Here is a 16,426-nt window from a genome sequence, read left to right on the forward strand (position 1 = left end):
TTAATCCCCTTTATTTAACCATTCCCAAGCCATATCTTGAGCAAATGGATCTTTTGATGTCTGAAAAACCTTCTTAAGGATGTCAATTCCGTTAGGATATCGTTTTAATGATAAGCCAGCTTGGTACCTTACCCACCAACTTTGATCTTGGAGCAATTCTTCTAGACAGTTAGTCCCTTCATCGACCTGTATAATCCCCAACAACCGGGCAATCATCACTCTTTCTTCCCAATGGGGTGATTGACAAAGCGGCAAATAGGTATCGATATTATTGACATAGCCAATCGTTCCCAATGCTTTAAGGGCCCTAATTCGAATTTCTCCCCGATAAGTTTGAAACACAGATTCAATAAAGGAAACATATCTTAATTCGCGGTTATTTGCCAGGCTATCAATCAAGGCTAATTGCATATTAGTAGGGCTTTGCTGGAAGTGCAATATAAATAAATCTAACAACTTTCCAGATGCTTTCATAAATATCCCACGGTATTCGAACTCCGATAAATTTGAATGATTAGAGAGTAATTCTCTTACTAAATCTGGATATTCAAATAGGGCCAATATTCTTAAGGCCAATATTTTTTCTTCTCTTGTTACTTTTTCGTTTTTAACTAAGAAGACAATATTGGGCAGTAATGAACGGACGTAAAAATCTTCAATATGATGAAGAGTATTAAATCTCCTACTCCATTTTCGGCTGTGAAGGATTTTTTTGTAGTAATCAGCCAAATATAGTTCGGCCAAATAATAGACATTTTGTTTTTCTTGATTCCCTTCCAGTACATCAATATACCTATCGAGCAATTCTTCAATGGCCTGTTTTTTTATAGATGTGTTTGGTCTTAATTTTCTTGATAATGTGGGATCTAATATATAAGAAAGCAACGGTTCACGATATTTTTCTTTTTGTTGATTAATCTTATTATTTCGATTGTTTTCAATGGCTTTTCTAATGATTAGATAAAATAAAATGATAAATAATAAACTAACAATTCCACCAGTCATAATAGCCAAATAAAATAATTCCTTGCTCCACATATTAAAACATCCTCTGGATTAATCTCTCCATCCTTGCCTGAAGCTCTAAAATACTAAATGGTTTCGTTACATAATCATCTGCACCAAGCTGTAATGCTCGGGCGATATCATGCTCTGATTTTCTAGCTGTCAGCATTAAGACAGATACCTTCTCTTTTCTTTGCTTTACTTTTTGTAAAACCTCAATCCCATCCATAACCGGCATCACACCATCCAAAACAATAAAGTGCTCTCCTTGCTCCTTTAACCAATTTGATTCCAAGAATTTTTTTCCATCATCAAATGCTTGTATATTTAATTCAATGTGGTCGATGCGGATGGATTGAAGAACCTTTATGAGCATAGTACGAATAATAGGATCATCATCTAATACAGACACATTTAACCTTTTTTGAACTGGTTGAGTTAATTTGCTTATTGACGTAAAGTTTTGATCAAATAACTCTTTACGTTGTAAGAGTCTTTCAATTCGTATGACTAGTTCTTCCAGATTTAGAGGCTTTTCTATATAATCATCCGCCCCTTTTTGGTACGCTTCCATTCTTGACTTTCTATCTTGATCTATACTTGTCACTACTAAAGGAACAAAGGATGTTTTTTGGAATTGTACGAAAGAATCAAATTCATTAGATTTAGTAAATGGACGATCGATAATAAGACAATCCGGCTTTAATTCTAGAAACTGTTCTTTTCCTTTTTTGAAATCGTTATGGACAATAACCAACCAACCTTTATCCCCTAGAGCTTCTCTTAACAAGATTAACATCGAAACATCTTCATCGATAATTTGAATTAAAGGCACTTTTCCTTCTCTTGGCAGTTTCGAAGTTTTGCCAGACTCTTCTTTGTAGTGTTCGTATTCGTATGATACCCTTAGTAAATGATACAGAAAATCTCTTAGGTCACTTTTGGACCAGTATGGATCACTGTTTTGATCTAATCTATCTAAAAGCTCAGCAGTAATTTGTAGGATACCGCCTAGCTGAATCGTACCTGCAGTACCTTTTATAGAATGAAGAAAACGATATAACTCTTCGCGCGGCACTTGTTCCTCTAAACGGTTATCAAACCAATCGCTTAATTGCTTTCTTATTTTTTCAATTAACAAATTTTTATATTGATCAAATTGCATGAATACCACCTCATCAAGGTTACATAAATACGAGTAGATTATATATATGTTTTTAATTAAATCATGGTTTTATTATACAGACTATACAATTTTGTTTATATAAGGGTATTTTGGCAAACATTGTTGCATTTCTAAAAAAAAGAGTGAGCCAATTTAGACTCACTCTTCTTACTTATTTAAATCCTTTGGAGAAAAGGCAAATGGCAACAGCTCAGCTACCGTTGTATGTGTGGTATCCCCTTTTAAATTAGTTAGGATTACTTCCATACTTGGGTCACAGAATTCGGAGATTACTTGGCGGCAGGCACCACATGGAGAACAAGGACCCTCTGTATCAGCAACGACCACTAATTTTTCGAAATCTTTTACACCTTCCGAAATGGCATTGAAAAAAGCGGTTCGTTCCGCACAGTTGGTCATACTATAACCTGCGTTTTCTATATTACAGCCATGATAAACGGTACCATCTTTCGCTAGCAGGGCCGCGCCAACCTTAAAATTGGAGTAAGGGACATAGGCTCTTTGCATGGCTGTAATCGCTTCTTTAATTAATTGAGTTTCTTCCATCGGTTCAACCTCCCAAGATTACGTTATTGCTGTAGCATTTTCATGATGTATTCAAAAACAGCTCCACCTAACCAAACTCCGAACACACCCATCACAGCCGAAAGAACTGGTGGAGCAGGAAGAGGTAGCTTTAAGAATTTAAATAAAACACCAACTAAAAAACCAGCTACAGTCGCTAATAAAATTTCCTTCATAATAGTATTACCTCTTTTATCTTTATTTTAATACGAAGCAAGCGAGATTTCACCTTTTACGATAGATACTCCTGAACTCGCCCCAATTCTTGTTGCCCCTGCTTCAATCATTGCTTGAGCATCTTCAAGGCTTCTGACTCCACCAGATGCTTTGACACCAATGTCAGGACCAACAATTTTACGCATAAGTGCGACATCAGAAACGAGCGCTCCACCTGTTGAGAATCCAGTAGAGGTCTTCACAAAATCTGCTCCAGCCTTCACTGAAAGTTGGCAAGCGCGAATTTTTTCCTCATCTGTTAATAAGGAAGTTTCAATGATGACCTTTGTTAAGGCTTTTCCTTTCGCCGCATCAACAACAGCGCGAATGTCACGTTCTACCAACTCGTCATCGCCATCTTTTAGAGCGCCGATATTCACTACCATATCCACTTCAGTCGCTCCGTTTTCAATAGCATTGACTGTTTCAAAAGCTTTCACTTCAGGTGTATTGGCTCCTAATGGAAACCCAATAACTGTACATACCTTCACATCTTTTGCATCTTTTAATTGTTCCGCTGCAAGCTTTACCCACGTGGGATTCACACAAACAGAGGCAAATTGAAATTCTTTTGCTTCTTGAGTCAATTTTATAATATCTTCTTTCGAAGTAGTTGCAGCTAAGGCTGTATGATCAATCATATTAGCGATTCGTGTCGTCATTTTTAATCTATTCCTTTCCATTGAGAGAATTACTATCCTCCACTTTATTGTTTCCGTCTTTCACTAAAAATCACTTTTAAACCAGTGTCAATATCTTCTTAGTTTAGCTATATTAACTATAACAGAAAAACTGAACATTTGTAACAGAAATATTTTACAATCTGTAAATAAACTTAGCGTACATTCACAATATTGTCATATTATTTGTCTTTATCACTATTCATTTTACTCGTACGTTGAAATTTTGTAAAACAATTATTTAACATTTGTAAAAAAATAAATACATACGTTTACGGACACATTAAAGATGACATCAATAAAAAAAGTTTTATGAATCCAGAATTGTTCTCATAAAGAATAAGGAGAAATTTATCCCTGAGGGACAACAAGAAAAGCAAAAGAGGCAATTATTCAGGAGAAAGGTTTTTTAATAAAAAAAAGCAGGTAGAACTTTACCTGCTTTTGCTTATACTGTAATTAGAATGGGACCATCTTTAGTAATGATAATCGTGTGTTCCACCTGGGCAACGGCGCTTCTTTTTGTAACAAATGTCCAGCCATCATCCAATTGGAGGACTTCTTCTTCCTTAGAGGAAATGAATGGTTCAAACGCAATAACCATTCCCTCTTTTAATAACTCATCATCCCATGGCTCATAGTAATTATAAATATGATTTGGTTCTTCGTGAATAGAGCGGCCTACTCCATGCCCAGTTAAGTTTTTAATCACAGTTAGTCCGTGTTTTTTGGCTGTTTGAAACACCGCTTTACTAATATTACTCTTTTTCGCTCCTGGCTTAATTTTTTTCACGCCGGCATCAAAGGCTTCCTTGGCTACCTGACAAACCTTTGTCAGAATTTCATCGCCATTGCCAACAACAAAACTAATGCCTGTATCAGCAAAATAACCATTTTTCGAACCGGAAACATCAATATTCACAAGATCCCCTTCAGCTATCACGCGGTTACCTGGAATACCATGGGCAACCTCCTCATTAACACTAATACAAGTGTATCCTGGAAAGTCATATACCCCTTTAGGGGCGGAAATCGCTCCAGCTTCTTCAAATAGCATTGCTGCATATTCATCCAGTTCTTTCGTTGTTACCCCCGGTGTCGTTTTTGCGACCATTTTATCTCGAATAGACGCGACGATCCTGCCTATCTCTTTTAAACCTTGAAAATCCTCTTCTGTTTTTGCAATCATGATTTATACACCACCGAAATTTTATTCTCACGAAATAAATTGTACACTTTATTGGTTAGAAAAATCTAGAGCGACATTTTCATGTAACGGTAACTATTGGAATGTTTTAGTCTTGTTTACTAAAAATTATCTATGGAAATAAGTGGTTATCTGGTTTATGATTATAGAAATAGAATATGTTTAGGTGGGAGATTTTTGAATTTACTAGAATATATTATCAATCTTTCAATATTTTCGCTATTAGTAAGTATCCCTTTAATCGTCCGCTCCTTTTATAACTTTCGCATTCCTAAGCATTTTCGCTTTTGGGGTGGTATCTACGGCGGTGTGATTTCAGTTATTCTTGTAAACATATCCTTTCATGTCAACGACTATAGTTATGATATCCGTTATGCCCCTGTTATTTTATCATTTGTTTATCTCGGACCTTTAGCAGGTTTTCTCACTGGAAGTATTGCACTTATCGCAAGATTAGTTGAAGCTGGGAACTGGTTTCCGGCAATAACTGGCTGGCTGATCATTTTGATAGTGTTTTTAATCATTCATTCTTGTTTAAAAACACGCCTCACCTATGTGCCTAAAGTCATGATTTACTTTGTTAGTTATGTTTTTATCTATATCATTACCGTCCCGATTATTTTTAATGTATTTCGAGATAATCCCGTGTTTCACCTTCAGTATCTCATTTTTGTGATGTTTGGTGTCATTATTGGTGGATTAGTCATTGAATCCTACGAAAAACTTCACCGTCTAAATAAAAAGTTTGCAGACCTTTATAAGATGATGGCTAATTATCAGCAGGAATTAAAGGAAACGCTAGTGACGTTGGAGGAAAGTGAAGCGAAATACCGTTTAATTGCTGAAAATACCTCTGATTTAATTATGGTAATGGAAAAAGATTATTCGATAAGTTACTTCTCCCCTTCGCATCGGAATATCCTAGGTTATCGGGAAGATGAAGTGGAGAATGCTGAACTATGCAAGTTTATTCACCCGAATGATGTACCGATTTTTACCGAAACAATTAAACGTATTTTCAAAAATCAAGAATTACACTCGATGGAGTACCGTTTGAAGCATGTGAGCGGCCGTTGGATTGAATTTGAATCACGCTGCGTCCCTGTAATGGGTGAGAACGGACAAATTGAACATTCCGTTATCATCAGCCGTGACATCTCCGAACGAAAAAAAGCCGAAGAAATTTTACTACAATCAGAAAAACTTTCGATTGTCGGGGAATTGGCAGCTGGTGTCGCCCATGAAATTAGAAATCCATTAACGACTATTAAAGGCTTCGTACAATTATATAAAAAAGAAAATAGTTCAATTGAATTTAATGATTTGCTCTTAAATGAATTAGAACGGATTGAAACGATTACTAGTGAGCTTCTATCCCTTGGCAAACCGCAAGCGATTCAATTAACACGGACTAACCTACTTGAACTTGTCGAAAATACGCTAGAGCTTCTGCGACCCCAGGCCTACATGAGTAATATTCAGTTTCAATTAAGCTATGATGCCTCCCAGTTTATGATTACTTGTGAGAAAAATCAATTGAAACAGGTTTTCTTAAATATTTTAAAAAATGCAATGGAAGCTATGACAAGTGGCGGGAATATTGAAATCAGCCTACGAAAAAATAATCACAATGCCTGTATTATTTCCATCCGTGATTATGGCTGTGGGATACCAGAAGACCTACTTCCACGACTTGGTGAGCCATTTTACACTTTAAAGGAAAAGGGTACTGGGCTAGGATTAATGATATGTCATAAAATTATCAAACAGCATCATGGAGCTATCAACTATCAGAGTAAGATCCATGAAGGAACTTTAGTTGAAATTACTTTACCGTTAATACGTGAGTAAAAAGCCTGGTCTTTAAACATTTAGACCAGGCTTTATTTTTTAATTTGACTGTGTTTGAATGATGGTAGTACCTTTTAACAAGGCTTGTCGATTGATTTCTAGGAGATGGTGTTTATCTTCTGAAAGAACTTTTTTCAAAGATTCCATGATCGCTTCCATGCCAAGTATTTGTGTTTTTTCTAGAAAGGCTCCAAGTAAAATCATATTTGCGATTCGCTTGTTGCCTAGTTCGATTGCCAATTGGGTGGCATCCATTCTAATTACATTAATGTCTTCTCGGTTAGAATCCAGTGTTACCAGACTCGTATCAATGATTAGTAACCCTCCCGCTCTGACCTTTGGCTCAAATTTTTCAAGCGAGGGGTTGTTTAACACAATAGCTGTCGTTGGCCTTGATACGAGCGGAGAGCCAACTGGATCATGACTGATGACAACGGCACAATTGGCTGTACCGCCACGCTGTTCCGGTCCGTACGATGGCAGCCAGGATACATGTTTTCTTTCATACATACCTGCATAGGCTAGCAGCTGCCCCATCGACATAACGCCTTGTCCTCCGAAACCGGCGATAATCATTTCTTCTAGCATTAGAAAGCACGCCCCTCTCTTTGTTTATAAACCCCTAGAGGATAGGCGGGAATCATATTGTGCTTGACCCAATCCAATGATTCATATGGGTCAATACCCCAGTTAGTTGGACAGGTTGATAGCACTTCGATTAACGAGAAACCTAGACCGTTTTTCTGTGTTTCAAACCCTTTTCGAATAGCCTTTTTCATTTTTGCGATATGGGGAACATCATGAGAGGAAACCCGCTCAATATATGCTGCCCCATCTAAAGTAGCAATCATTTCACTAATTCTGATTGGTAGGCCTTGAATATTCGGATTACGGCCTTGCGGCGATGTGACCGTTTTTTGACCAATTAACGTTGTCGGAGCCATTTGCCCTCCAGTCATGCCATATATGGCATTGTTGACGAAAATGACCGTAATGTTCTCACCTCTAGCTGCCGAATGGATGACTTCGCTAATCCCAATAGAGGCTAGGTCGCCATCTCCTTGGTAAGTAAAAACAAAGCGATCTGGTAGTACACGCTTAATGCCGGTAGCAACAGCAGGTGCGCGACCATGTGCTGCTTGGGTCATATCGCAATTAAAATATTCATAGGAAAGCACCGAGCAGCCCACCGAAGCCACACCGATTGTATCCTCTAAAATTCCCATTTCTTCTAAAACTTCACCAACAACACGATGGATAATTCCGTGAGTACAACCTGGGCAATAGTGGGTCGGTTTATCCGTGAGGCCTTTAGTTTTTTCATAAACAGTAATCATACCTCCACCCCCTCCACAACCGAAATGATTTTTTGATAAATCTCCTCTTGAGTAGGCACGACGCCACCAGTTCGACCATAAAATTCGACAGGTGTACGGCCGTCTACTGCGAGACGCACGTCTTCAATCATTTGTCCAGCGCTCATTTCCACCGTAATATAGGCCTTCACTTTGTCTCGAGTGTCCTGGAACGGTTTCACCGGGAATGGCCATAAGGTAATTGGTCTGATGAGACCGATTTTGAATCCTTCTTGGCGTGCCTTTAAAATCGCATTCATGGCGATTCTTGCGACTGTACCGAAAGCGACGATGATATAATCGGCATCCTCTGTCTGGAAAGTTTCGTAGCGGACTTCTTTTTCCTTGATTTGACGGAATTTAGCTTGAAGATGGTCGTTGCGTTTTTCTAAGCTTTCGGCATCAAGTTCTAAGGATGTGATAATCTTTGGACCACCGTCACCACGTGTCCCAGTTGTGGCCCAATCTTTTTTAGGCAGATGTTTTGGTTTTGGCTCCGTGAATTCAACGGGCTCCATCATCTGTCCAAGCATGCCATCCCCCATTAGAATGACCGGTGTTCGGTAATTGTCAGCAATGTCAAAGGCATCCTGAGTTAAGTCCACGATTTCCTGTAGTGAGGAGGGAGCAAGAACCGGGATATGATAGTCACCGTGTCCACCGCCTTTTGTGACTTGGAAATAGTCAGACTGTGCCGGTTGAATGTTCCCAAGCCCAGGTCCACCACGGACGATATTACAAATAACCGCTGGTAGCTCAGAACCAACTAAGAAGGAAATCCCTTCTTGCTTGAGGCTAAAACCTGGACTTGAGGAGGATGTCATGACTCTAACACCTGTTCCCGCTGCGCCATACACCATATTGATGGCAGCTATTTCACTTTCTGCTTGAAGGAAAAGTCCTCCAACCTCAGGTAAACGTTTGGCCATATAGGCAACTAATTCACTTTGCGGTGTGATGGGATAGCCAAAGAAGTATTTGCAACCAGCATGGACAGCCGCTTCTGCAATCACTTCATTTCCTTTCATTAAAACTTTTGCCATTTGAGTCAACTCCTTATTGGTTTGTGGTTTCATTTAAACCACAGTGGTCTTTTTCTTTTCAGGACGATATACGGTAATAACGGAATCAGGGCAAATTTGTGCACATTTTGCACAGCTGATGCATTTCTCTTGGTCGATGACGGTGGCAGGACGATAGCCTTTACCGTTTAAATAGTCTGCTAGAAAAATGACGTTTGTGGGGCATACATTGATGCAGAGACTACAGGACTTGCAAGTATCTTCGTTAAAGATAACGCGTTTTTCCATGTGGTGGTTCCTCCTTTTATTGATTGAGAGAAGCTACAATTTTTCTAGTAAAACTGATATTTTACTAAATGACTGTTTCCCACGGTAGCTTCATGTAGCGCTGGATATAAGTAACTCGATTGTGATTGGCAAATTCAGCGGTTTGCTCTTTCAAATGATGATCAATCGTGGTGCAGAGTAATGGTATTTTCGTGTTGATGGAAATTTGGTTTGCAAGATTGAGTCCTTTTTCAATCTCTATAAGTGTAGTTGCAGAGCCGATGTTAGTATTATTAATGATTCCGGAAATTTTCAGTCTCGCTGCCTCCTCAATTCTTTCCATCGTTGCCAGTGCCCCTTCTAGGGTGCTTACATATGGACGGTTAGCGTTTAAAACAAATAGCATTTCCGGCTTCATGTTGATCCATTCATTGTAGTATTGTCCTAAGGCTGTTGCACCGTCTTTATCACCACCTGCATCAATGATAATTCGGTAAGATGGGTCGTGAAGGACCCGATAAATTTCTCCAGACACAATTGGTAAATCAGCCGTTGCCAGATGACCTTTCGGTGCGATTAATTCGATATCGTGTTTGATGAATTCCTGATGGACATCTCGTGTGCGGTAATAAGGGTTAACGATATCTAAATCATTGATAGCAACTTTAATGTGTTGTTTGCGTTCTTGGAGTGCAAGATTAATAGCGATTTCGGTTTTACCACTGCCGAAATGGCCGGTTAAGATGGTAATTTTCGTCTGCACGTTGACCCTCCTTTTGGTTGGGGGTTTGAATTTGTCGAGTTTGATTTTTTGACTTTGTTTGATTGCGCTTCATGTTGTAAGCGTTTACAGAAGGTTAGATTTTCCTATACCTATTTATTTTATAGTTCATACTAAATCCATTGCGTTGATATTAATCACAGTTCACTAAATTGGCAAATTTACAAAAAAAAGCTCCCCATGGGAACTTTTTATGACATGAAAGTAATAATGACCTTTTGGGGCATATCTTCTTCCTTGTAAACATCTTTTTTAATCCGTTCACAGGAAGGCATTTGGAAAGAGTAATCCTCAACATGCTCTGGAATTGTGCCTTCTGTTTTTAGTTGCTGGAATACAAGCTCCATCGCCTCGTCGTTATCCAGACATTCTTCCGATCCTTCTTTTTTCAAGCACTCCACACAGGTTTCTACAATATTTTCTTCAATTTGCTCTTGAGTAAAAACAAGCTTCGCTCCAGTAATTCTCTCAACCTCTTTATTTTCCAATTCAATAATAGTTGTCACATTCATCCTATATCGCACCTTTCGGTTTTTTTATATTTCCATTATAAAAAATATCCTTAACTCGTACCGCAAATTCGGCAGAAGTTCAATTAATCTTCAAATCTTTATGACAACAAAGTGGCAAAAACAATGAACACCATAAAGCATCAACACAATCATCTAAACACTTTAGTACTTTAAAGCATGTGGGGACAGTCCCCACATGCTTTAAAGTACTAAAGCGATTTATCCATTTTAAGTAGTGAGAATGGAAAGTGTAGATTAGGGTAAACTGAAATTGGTAAAAAGGATTGGAGGGCTATTATGGAGAATCAATTATCCGGAGTTCTTAATAAGCAAATTGCAAACTGGTCTGTTTTATTTATCAAGCTTCACAATTTTCATTGGTATGTAAAAGGAAATCAATTTTTTACCTTACATACAAAGTTTGAAGAGTTTTACAATGAAGCAAGCTTACATATTGATGAAATTGCAGAGCGCTTGCTTGCAATCGGTGGAAAACCTGTTGCCACCATGAACGATTGCTTACAAATGGCTTCAATCAAAGAGGCGAATGGAAATGAAACGGCAGAGGAAATGGTTCAAGCCACTGCAAGTGATTTTTCCATTTTAGTAGGTGAGTTAAAAGAAGGAATGGCGATTGCTGAACAGGAAAATGATGAAATTACCGGTGATATGCTTTTGGCTATTCACTCAAGCCTTGAGAAACATGTGTGGATGTTAAAAGCATTCCTGGGAAGATCAGTGTAAAAAGACGTAAGGACTAGTTCAAATATTTTGAACTAGTCCTTGTTCATTAAGCAGGAATTTCTTTAGAAGCTGATTTCTTAGGCTTTTTTTGTGAATTTCCTAAGATTTGTTTATAAAAGATAATTCCACTTGCTAATAAAGCTACCCCAAAAATAAATGTTTTTAAGTCAGAAGTTCCGGCAATGATGACCCAAGAAGAATAGGCGGTTGATAGTGATGCGATAATTCCGTCAACCCAGCGATCTTTCATCATTGATGAGTAGGTATCTCCTATTATAACCAGTTTTAGCTGGTAAACTGCTGAAATGAAATATGGGACTAGGTAAGACAATGTTGCAATATAAATAACAAAATCGAACGCTGCCGAAATTGAACTTGAAATTGTTGAGAAAATAAAAACTTGCGCTAAGGCATTACTCACAACTAAAGCAAAAACCGGCGTCCCTTCTTTGTCTACCTTTTCGAAGGACTTTAAGAATAATCCTTGTTTTGCGGCTTGGAACGGAATTTCACCGGCAAGTAAAACCCAGCCAATTGTTGAACCTAGTAAGCTTACTAATCCGACTGCTGCTAAAATTTTACCACCAACAGGACCTAAAACGGATTGAATCGCGTCAATTAGAGGTTTATCAGATGCAATAATGGCATCCTGGGTGAGCATCCCCATTGTTAGCGTACTAATTCCGATATAGATGGCCAACGTAATCATGACTCCTACGATTGTAGCTCGTTTAACATCTGTTTTCTTCTTAGCTCTTGAAGCAAAAATCATGGCCGATTCGACACCACAAAATGCCCAAAGGGTTGCTAATGCGGCATTATTGATCTGCCCAAACATACTGAAGGTTTGCCCTGTTTCGTCGACTCTTGGTGCAACAAAAGGTAGGATATTCGCTTTATTGAATGCAAATACACCGACAACGATGAAGAGAAAAAAACCGATGACTTTTGTAGCAGTTGCTAAAAAGTTTAATTTCCCAGCCTGGCTTAAGCCACGAAGAATTATAAAATGAGTTCCCCATAAAAGGATCGTGCATACGATAAAAGTTAAAGCATTTCCTACTTTTAGGGAAAACGTTCCGATTGTTAGCAGTTCTGCTTGGCTCGTTAAAATTGGGAAGAATGTTGATAAATAACCAGCAAACGTTGTAATAATGGCAACATTTCCTGCGAAGGTACCAATCCAGTATCCCCAAGAAGCCATAAATCCAGAAAGAATCGATGCTTTTGAGTCTTTTTTAAATAACTCTTTTGCGTAGATTTGTGGTCCACCTGACAGATTTGGCTTACGAATCGCTAGATTTCCAAACACCAATGCTAGCATAAGAACACCAAGACCTGTTAATAGCCAGGCACCCATCACTCCCCCAGGACTTGCTGCTTCCGACAAAGAACGTGGGAGCATGAAAATCCCTGATCCGACCATATTTCCGACAACAAGTGCCGTTAAAATCCAGAATCCAAGTTTGTTGTTTTGACTCATAGTTGTAACCTCCACTTGTAAGTCGATATTATCGGACTACTTGAAATCTAATAAACGACGCTCATAATCATACAACCCATGTCGAAACGTGTCAAAGGTAATAAATGGCCGATCCACACGTACTAAAAACTTTAGCGCTTTAAAGCATGTGGGGACTGTCCCCGAGTTTTTTAAAGCACTAAAGCGTTAAATTGCTTTAGTGCTTTAAAAAATATACATGCTTTAAAGCGCTAAAGTGTGTTGGTTTTGTTTTTAGTTTATTGGCCAAGTTGTTTGATTTGGTCGATGATGGTTGAGATGTCTTGGACGGTTTGGAAAAGTTCCGTGTTTTCTAAGATGCTGGGGTCTAGTTTTCCGTTTTTGATATTGGCTAAATATAGGTCTATTCCTTGTGCAATGGTTGTATTATTAGAAATAATTTGCTGATGTAAATCAGCAGCAACTTCCGGTGCAGTGAGTCCGTTAAAGGCATCCATATCTTCCTTCATAGCAAGCAACATCTTTTCGAGTTCTTTTGCTGCATTTGGGTCGTTTACAGCTTTTTGAGCCAGCTTTGGGGCATCATTGGCAAACTTCGTCGTTTTGCCTAGAAATTCGGTTGCTTCTTTAATATATGTAACGGTGTTTGTTGCTTCATTTAGTAAGGAACAGCCACTTATCATAAGCAGGAGACCGACTGCGATAACCGAAAACCATTTTTTCATCCTATTAAACCTCCGATTACAGTGATAATACCATTATAATCGGAATTTAGAAAAAATACTCTTATGATGAATCCTTTCTAACCTGGGGCGTCCATGAGAAAACCAGCAGGAACATTGCCTGCTGGTTATTTTTGAATGGCTGGGACGATATTTTTCCCATAAAAAATCTCGTCCATTTCCAATTTCAAATCCTTGGTAATGAGGGCTTGTTCTTCCGTCGTTAGCTTTTCTTTCGTATAACCAAACAAGTAATTGTCGAGGTCGAATTGTTTCAACTTACATTTAGTATGAAAAATATTTTCCTGATAAACATTGACATCAATCATATCATAAAGTTCTTGGACTTCTTCAGGAATGTAATTCTGAATAGAGCTGATTTCATGATCAATAAATAATTTATGTCCTATGACATCTCTTGTGAAACCTCGGACGCGATAGTCAATAACCATTACATCCGTTTCAAAAGAATGAATTAAATAGTTTAATGCTTTAAGTGGAGAAATTTCACCACAGGTGGAGACATCGATATCTGCACGAAACGTACAAATCCCGTCATCTGGATGGTATTCCGGATAAGTATGAACGGTGATATGACTTTTATCCAATGCAGCTGTTACAGCCCCTCCAGTTCCTACCGGTACTGGACCAGGTGACTCTTCAAAGGATTCAATCGGCTTTTCACCAACAGGTCCTTCGGATACTAAAATGGTTACACTAGCCCCTTGGGGTTCATAGTCCTGTTTCGCGATATTTAATATGTGGGCACCAATAATATCCGTTACCGAAGTGAGAATCTGCGTTAACCGATCAGCATTATACTGCTCATCAATATAATCAATATAAGCTTCCCTCTCAGCCTTCGTCTTTGTATAACAAACATCATACATATTAAAGCTTAAGGACTTAGTTAGATTATTAAACCCATGCAATTCAATGGTCTGCTTTGGAGTTATCGTCATAAAATCGTCCCCTTTATATTACAATCTTACAATTAGGGTTGTAAGATTGAAGGGATTATATTCGATATTCTTGATGGAAATATTTAGTGGTTCGGTGACAGGCACCATTGGTATTTCTTTAAATCAACAAAACGGTTGTTTTGGACGACTACTCCTTCTTGTTGGAGTGCAAAGACTTGCTCTTGGAAGATTTCTTGTTCGCTGATGGCGATTTCTCCTTTGGAGTTGATGACCCGATGCCAAGGTAATTGATGCTTTTGGCTCATGGAATGGAGGATCCGGACTACTTGCCTTGCAGCCCGTGGGCTTCCCGCTTGAGCGGCAATTTGTCCATATGTCATCACTTTTCCCTCAGGTATATTTTTAATAATTTCTATGACTCTCTCTGTAAATGGTTGCATGTATTTTCCTTCCAAAAAACTACTGATAAAATTTTTTCATATTTGGTGGGTCTATATGGTATTCCTGATTCGCATGGATGGATTCTATTTCATTAAAAAGGAGCAAGGTATTGATATTATTAGCAGGAAGACTCATAGATACACCATTTAGGGCAGACTTATATACATGATTAATTGTAAAGGGAATTTTTTTTGAAACAAGATGTTTTTTTACGTCCTCCTGAAATCGCAGATGGCTTTGCTCCACTGCCCATTTAGCTTTTTCTAATGTGATTGGTTGACCACTTTTCTGCGAAATGGCCATTGCCTCTTGGGCTGGTTTAGTCTTAAACTGGATTATCACCGTAATCATGTCCGAACTGCTCATATTTATCAGTGGGTCAACAAAAATATCTTTTTTCATATCAATTTCCTCCTCGCCCTTTTCTTTATTTTACATGAATTTTCTGTCTATTTGTTGACGTTATAAAAAATTTCTTACTATGGACTAAATGGAGAAAAACTAATAGAACAAGTACAAAAAAGAAAGAGGCTAAAACTAGCCCCTCTCTTCCTTTCCAACAGGTTATACCCGCAATAAAGTAAACTGTCCACCACCAAGAGGTGATTGAGTATAATCAACCTTTACATTATCAAAATAAACCTTGTCGCGCTCATTGACTAGAAATTGAATGTCCTCAATTTCGGTGATTTCATCATTCTTTAAAGCTGACTCTTCCAGAGCCAGGTGCAGCTTTGGGCCACCTCAACCAATACCCATTGTGAGGCGGATAAGGGGCTTTTTTCCCTCAGCGATAACGTCCTGGACTTCATTTTTAATCGTTGTAATTGCCGAGTGGGTTACTTTTACCAAGCCTATCCCTCCTTTTAAAAATGCTTGCAAGTACTCGCTTATTTTTCCCGTTTTTATCGTCTAAACGAGATACAATTTCTTCTATATACTTTAAGCTAGCTCAACATAACAAGCAAGTAACCTAACTCCAAGATAACTCAAACAAAAAAACACGACAGGTAACATTTACCTGTCGTGTTTTATGATATTTCTCCCCATTGCTTTTGGACTTGTTCCAAGGCTAATTGATAAATTTCATCTTCAGAGATACTTTTATCGGCAATGACATTCGTCTGATATTGTTTTCCTTGAAAAAGGATGGAAACCGTATATTGACACATATAATACATAACCCTTTCATTAATAGTGTTATTTAATAATCTTACAATTGATTTTGCTCTAATGGAACAAATAAAAATCACAATATTTCGACAACTGCTGTGACCTTTTGTCGATGATAAACATTCATAATTTATCCATTGTCATCCTGTTAAGGAATTAATAGTATATTCTTGTAAAATTATTTTATTCATCCATTTGACTCTGGTTGTGGGCTGCTAAGAAGTGGTTTGTGGCTATGACAGGATGAAATGAAAAAAATCGACAGATGCCTGGCACCTTGTCGATTTTCTTTTTATAATATGTTTTTAAAATCGA

The 16,426-nt window shown here is 38.2% G+C and carries 20 protein-coding genes; 2 read left to right on the forward strand and 18 right to left on the reverse strand.

What is annotated here, in order from left to right:
- The 6 genes from ACX9YW_RS08050 to map form a co-directional block, all read right to left on the reverse strand.
- Positions 1-1,038 (reverse strand): HEAT repeat domain-containing protein, encoded by a 1,038-nt coding sequence (locus ACX9YW_RS08050; RefSeq protein ID WP_460344523.1) that lies wholly within the window; start codon positions 1,036-1,038, stop codon positions 1-3.
- Between the two features lies 1 nt (position 1,039).
- A complete protein-coding gene (locus ACX9YW_RS08055; RefSeq protein WP_460344527.1) occupies positions 1,040-2,170 on the reverse strand; it encodes a response regulator in 1,131 nt (376 codons plus the stop codon).
- Between the two features lie 168 nt (positions 2,171-2,338).
- Positions 2,339-2,737, reverse strand: coding sequence for a cytidine deaminase (locus ACX9YW_RS08060; RefSeq protein ID WP_460344530.1), 399 nt, complete (start codon positions 2,735-2,737; stop codon positions 2,339-2,341).
- A 23-nt stretch (positions 2,738-2,760) separates the two neighbouring features.
- Entirely contained in the window at positions 2,761-2,931 is a 171-nt protein-coding gene (locus ACX9YW_RS08065) for a XapX domain-containing protein (protein WP_460344533.1), read from the reverse strand.
- 27 nt (positions 2,932-2,958) lie between these two features.
- Entirely contained in the window at positions 2,959-3,633 is a 675-nt protein-coding gene (deoC, locus tag ACX9YW_RS08070) for a deoxyribose-phosphate aldolase (RefSeq protein WP_460344536.1), read from the reverse strand.
- A gap of 466 nt (positions 3,634-4,099) precedes the next feature.
- On the reverse strand, positions 4,100-4,840 hold the full coding sequence (gene map, locus ACX9YW_RS08075) for a type I methionyl aminopeptidase (RefSeq protein WP_460344539.1): 741 nt from the start codon (positions 4,838-4,840) through the stop codon (positions 4,100-4,102).
- Positions 4,841-5,035: 195 nt separating this feature from the next.
- Between map and ACX9YW_RS08080 the strand changes: the two genes are divergently transcribed.
- Positions 5,036-6,709 (forward strand): ATP-binding protein, encoded by a 1,674-nt coding sequence (locus tag ACX9YW_RS08080; RefSeq protein ID WP_460344541.1) that lies wholly within the window; start codon positions 5,036-5,038, stop codon positions 6,707-6,709.
- A gap of 39 nt (positions 6,710-6,748) precedes the next feature.
- On the opposite strand, the gene ACX9YW_RS08085 is transcribed toward ACX9YW_RS08080, so the two are convergent.
- The 6 genes from ACX9YW_RS08085 to ACX9YW_RS08110 all read right to left on the reverse strand — a co-directional run bounded on the left by ACX9YW_RS08085 (position 6,749) and on the right by ACX9YW_RS08110 (position 10,646).
- Positions 6,749-7,297, reverse strand: coding sequence for a 2-oxoacid:ferredoxin oxidoreductase subunit gamma family protein (locus ACX9YW_RS08085; RefSeq protein WP_460344544.1), 549 nt, complete (start codon positions 7,295-7,297; stop codon positions 6,749-6,751).
- Entirely contained in the window at positions 7,297-8,046 is a 750-nt protein-coding gene (locus tag ACX9YW_RS08090) for a thiamine pyrophosphate-dependent enzyme (protein WP_460344547.1), read from the reverse strand. The genes ACX9YW_RS08085 and ACX9YW_RS08090 overlap by 1 nt, the downstream gene beginning before the upstream one ends.
- Positions 8,043-9,107, reverse strand: coding sequence for a 3-methyl-2-oxobutanoate dehydrogenase subunit VorB (locus tag ACX9YW_RS08095; RefSeq protein ID WP_460344550.1), 1,065 nt, complete (start codon positions 9,105-9,107; stop codon positions 8,043-8,045). Before ACX9YW_RS08095 ends, ACX9YW_RS08090 begins: the two co-directional genes overlap by 4 nt.
- A gap of 33 nt (positions 9,108-9,140) precedes the next feature.
- Positions 9,141-9,374: a 4Fe-4S binding protein gene (locus ACX9YW_RS08100; protein ID WP_460344552.1), complete on the reverse strand. Its 234-nt coding sequence runs from the start codon at positions 9,372-9,374 to the stop codon at positions 9,141-9,143.
- Between the two features lie 64 nt (positions 9,375-9,438).
- Positions 9,439-10,116 carry a P-loop NTPase family protein gene (locus ACX9YW_RS08105; protein WP_460344555.1) on the reverse strand — a complete coding sequence of 226 codons (678 nt, stop codon included), beginning with the start codon at positions 10,114-10,116 and terminating at the stop codon, positions 9,439-9,441.
- Between the two features lie 209 nt (positions 10,117-10,325).
- Positions 10,326-10,646 carry a hypothetical protein gene (locus ACX9YW_RS08110; protein WP_460344558.1) on the reverse strand — a complete coding sequence of 107 codons (321 nt, stop codon included), beginning with the start codon at positions 10,644-10,646 and terminating at the stop codon, positions 10,326-10,328.
- A 297-nt stretch (positions 10,647-10,943) separates the two neighbouring features.
- On the opposite strand from ACX9YW_RS08110, the gene ACX9YW_RS08115 reads away from it, so the two are divergent.
- Positions 10,944-11,390, forward strand: coding sequence for a Dps family protein (locus ACX9YW_RS08115; protein ID WP_460344561.1), 447 nt, complete (start codon positions 10,944-10,946; stop codon positions 11,388-11,390).
- A 46-nt stretch (positions 11,391-11,436) separates the two neighbouring features.
- Here the strand turns inward: ACX9YW_RS08115 and ACX9YW_RS08120 are convergent, their stop codons facing one another.
- The 6 genes from ACX9YW_RS08120 to ACX9YW_RS08145 all read right to left on the reverse strand — a co-directional run bounded on the left by ACX9YW_RS08120 (position 11,437) and on the right by ACX9YW_RS08145 (position 16,110).
- Positions 11,437-12,873 (reverse strand): amino acid permease, encoded by a 1,437-nt coding sequence (locus ACX9YW_RS08120; RefSeq protein WP_460344564.1) that lies wholly within the window; start codon positions 12,871-12,873, stop codon positions 11,437-11,439.
- A gap of 257 nt (positions 12,874-13,130) precedes the next feature.
- Positions 13,131-13,577, reverse strand: coding sequence for a DUF6376 family protein (locus ACX9YW_RS08125; RefSeq protein WP_460344567.1), 447 nt, complete (start codon positions 13,575-13,577; stop codon positions 13,131-13,133).
- Positions 13,578-13,702: 125 nt separating this feature from the next.
- A complete protein-coding gene (speD, locus tag ACX9YW_RS08130; protein WP_460344570.1) occupies positions 13,703-14,536 on the reverse strand; it encodes an adenosylmethionine decarboxylase in 834 nt (277 codons plus the stop codon).
- 83 nt (positions 14,537-14,619) lie between these two features.
- Complete coding sequence (locus ACX9YW_RS08135; protein WP_460344573.1) at positions 14,620-14,937, reverse strand: MGMT family protein; 318 nt, start codon at positions 14,935-14,937, stop codon at positions 14,620-14,622.
- Between the two features lie 19 nt (positions 14,938-14,956).
- Positions 14,957-15,340, reverse strand: a complete 384-nt coding sequence (locus ACX9YW_RS08140) for a protease inhibitor I9 family protein (RefSeq protein ID WP_460344576.1) — start codon at positions 15,338-15,340, stop codon at positions 14,957-14,959.
- 629 nt (positions 15,341-15,969) lie between these two features.
- Positions 15,970-16,110, reverse strand: a complete 141-nt coding sequence (locus ACX9YW_RS08145; protein ID WP_460344578.1) for a BA3454 family stress response protein — start codon at positions 16,108-16,110, stop codon at positions 15,970-15,972.
- Between the last annotated feature and the right edge of the window lie 316 nt (positions 16,111-16,426).

This window comes from Pseudoneobacillus rhizolycopersici (genome assembly GCF_054786815.1).

Coding starts and splice junctions, on each gene's coding strand:
- ACX9YW_RS08120 (WP_460344564.1), bottom strand. CDS start 12,873: ATGAGTCAAAACAACAAACTTGGATTCTGGATTTTAACGGCACTTGTT.
- ACX9YW_RS08065 (WP_460344533.1), bottom strand. CDS start 2,931: ATGAAGGAAATTTTATTAGCGACTGTAGCTGGTTTTTTAGTTGGTGTT.
- ACX9YW_RS08140 (WP_460344576.1), bottom strand. CDS start 15,340: ATGAAAAAAGATATTTTTGTTGACCCACTGATAAATATGAGCAGTTCG.
- ACX9YW_RS08095 (WP_460344550.1), bottom strand. CDS start 9,107: ATGGCAAAAGTTTTAATGAAAGGAAATGAAGTGATTGCAGAAGCGGCT.
- ACX9YW_RS08135 (WP_460344573.1), bottom strand. CDS start 14,937: ATGCAACCATTTACAGAGAGAGTCATAGAAATTATTAAAAATATACCT.
- deoC (WP_460344536.1), bottom strand. CDS start 3,633: ATGACGACACGAATCGCTAATATGATTGATCATACAGCCTTAGCTGCA.
- ACX9YW_RS08125 (WP_460344567.1), bottom strand. CDS start 13,577: ATGAAAAAATGGTTTTCGGTTATCGCAGTCGGTCTCCTGCTTATGATA.
- ACX9YW_RS08060 (WP_460344530.1), bottom strand. CDS start 2,737: ATGGAAGAAACTCAATTAATTAAAGAAGCGATTACAGCCATGCAAAGA.
- map (WP_460344539.1), bottom strand. CDS start 4,840: ATGATTGCAAAAACAGAAGAGGATTTTCAAGGTTTAAAAGAGATAGGC.
- ACX9YW_RS08100 (WP_460344552.1), bottom strand. CDS start 9,374: ATGGAAAAACGCGTTATCTTTAACGAAGATACTTGCAAGTCCTGTAGT.
- ACX9YW_RS08090 (WP_460344547.1), bottom strand. CDS start 8,046: ATGATTACTGTTTATGAAAAAACTAAAGGCCTCACGGATAAACCGACC.
- speD (WP_460344570.1), bottom strand. CDS start 14,536: ATGACGATAACTCCAAAGCAGACCATTGAATTGCATGGGTTTAATAAT.
- ACX9YW_RS08145 (WP_460344578.1), bottom strand. CDS start 16,110: ATGTGTCAATATACGGTTTCCATCCTTTTTCAAGGAAAACAATATCAG.
- ACX9YW_RS08055 (WP_460344527.1), bottom strand. CDS start 2,170: ATGCAATTTGATCAATATAAAAATTTGTTAATTGAAAAAATAAGAAAG.
- ACX9YW_RS08110 (WP_460344558.1), bottom strand. CDS start 10,646: ATGAATGTGACAACTATTATTGAATTGGAAAATAAAGAGGTTGAGAGA.
- ACX9YW_RS08085 (WP_460344544.1), bottom strand. CDS start 7,297: ATGCTAGAAGAAATGATTATCGCCGGTTTCGGAGGACAAGGCGTTATG.
- ACX9YW_RS08050 (WP_460344523.1), bottom strand. CDS start 1,038: ATGTGGAGCAAGGAATTATTTTATTTGGCTATTATGACTGGTGGAATT.
- ACX9YW_RS08115 (WP_460344561.1), top strand. CDS start 10,944: ATGGAGAATCAATTATCCGGAGTTCTTAATAAGCAAATTGCAAACTGG.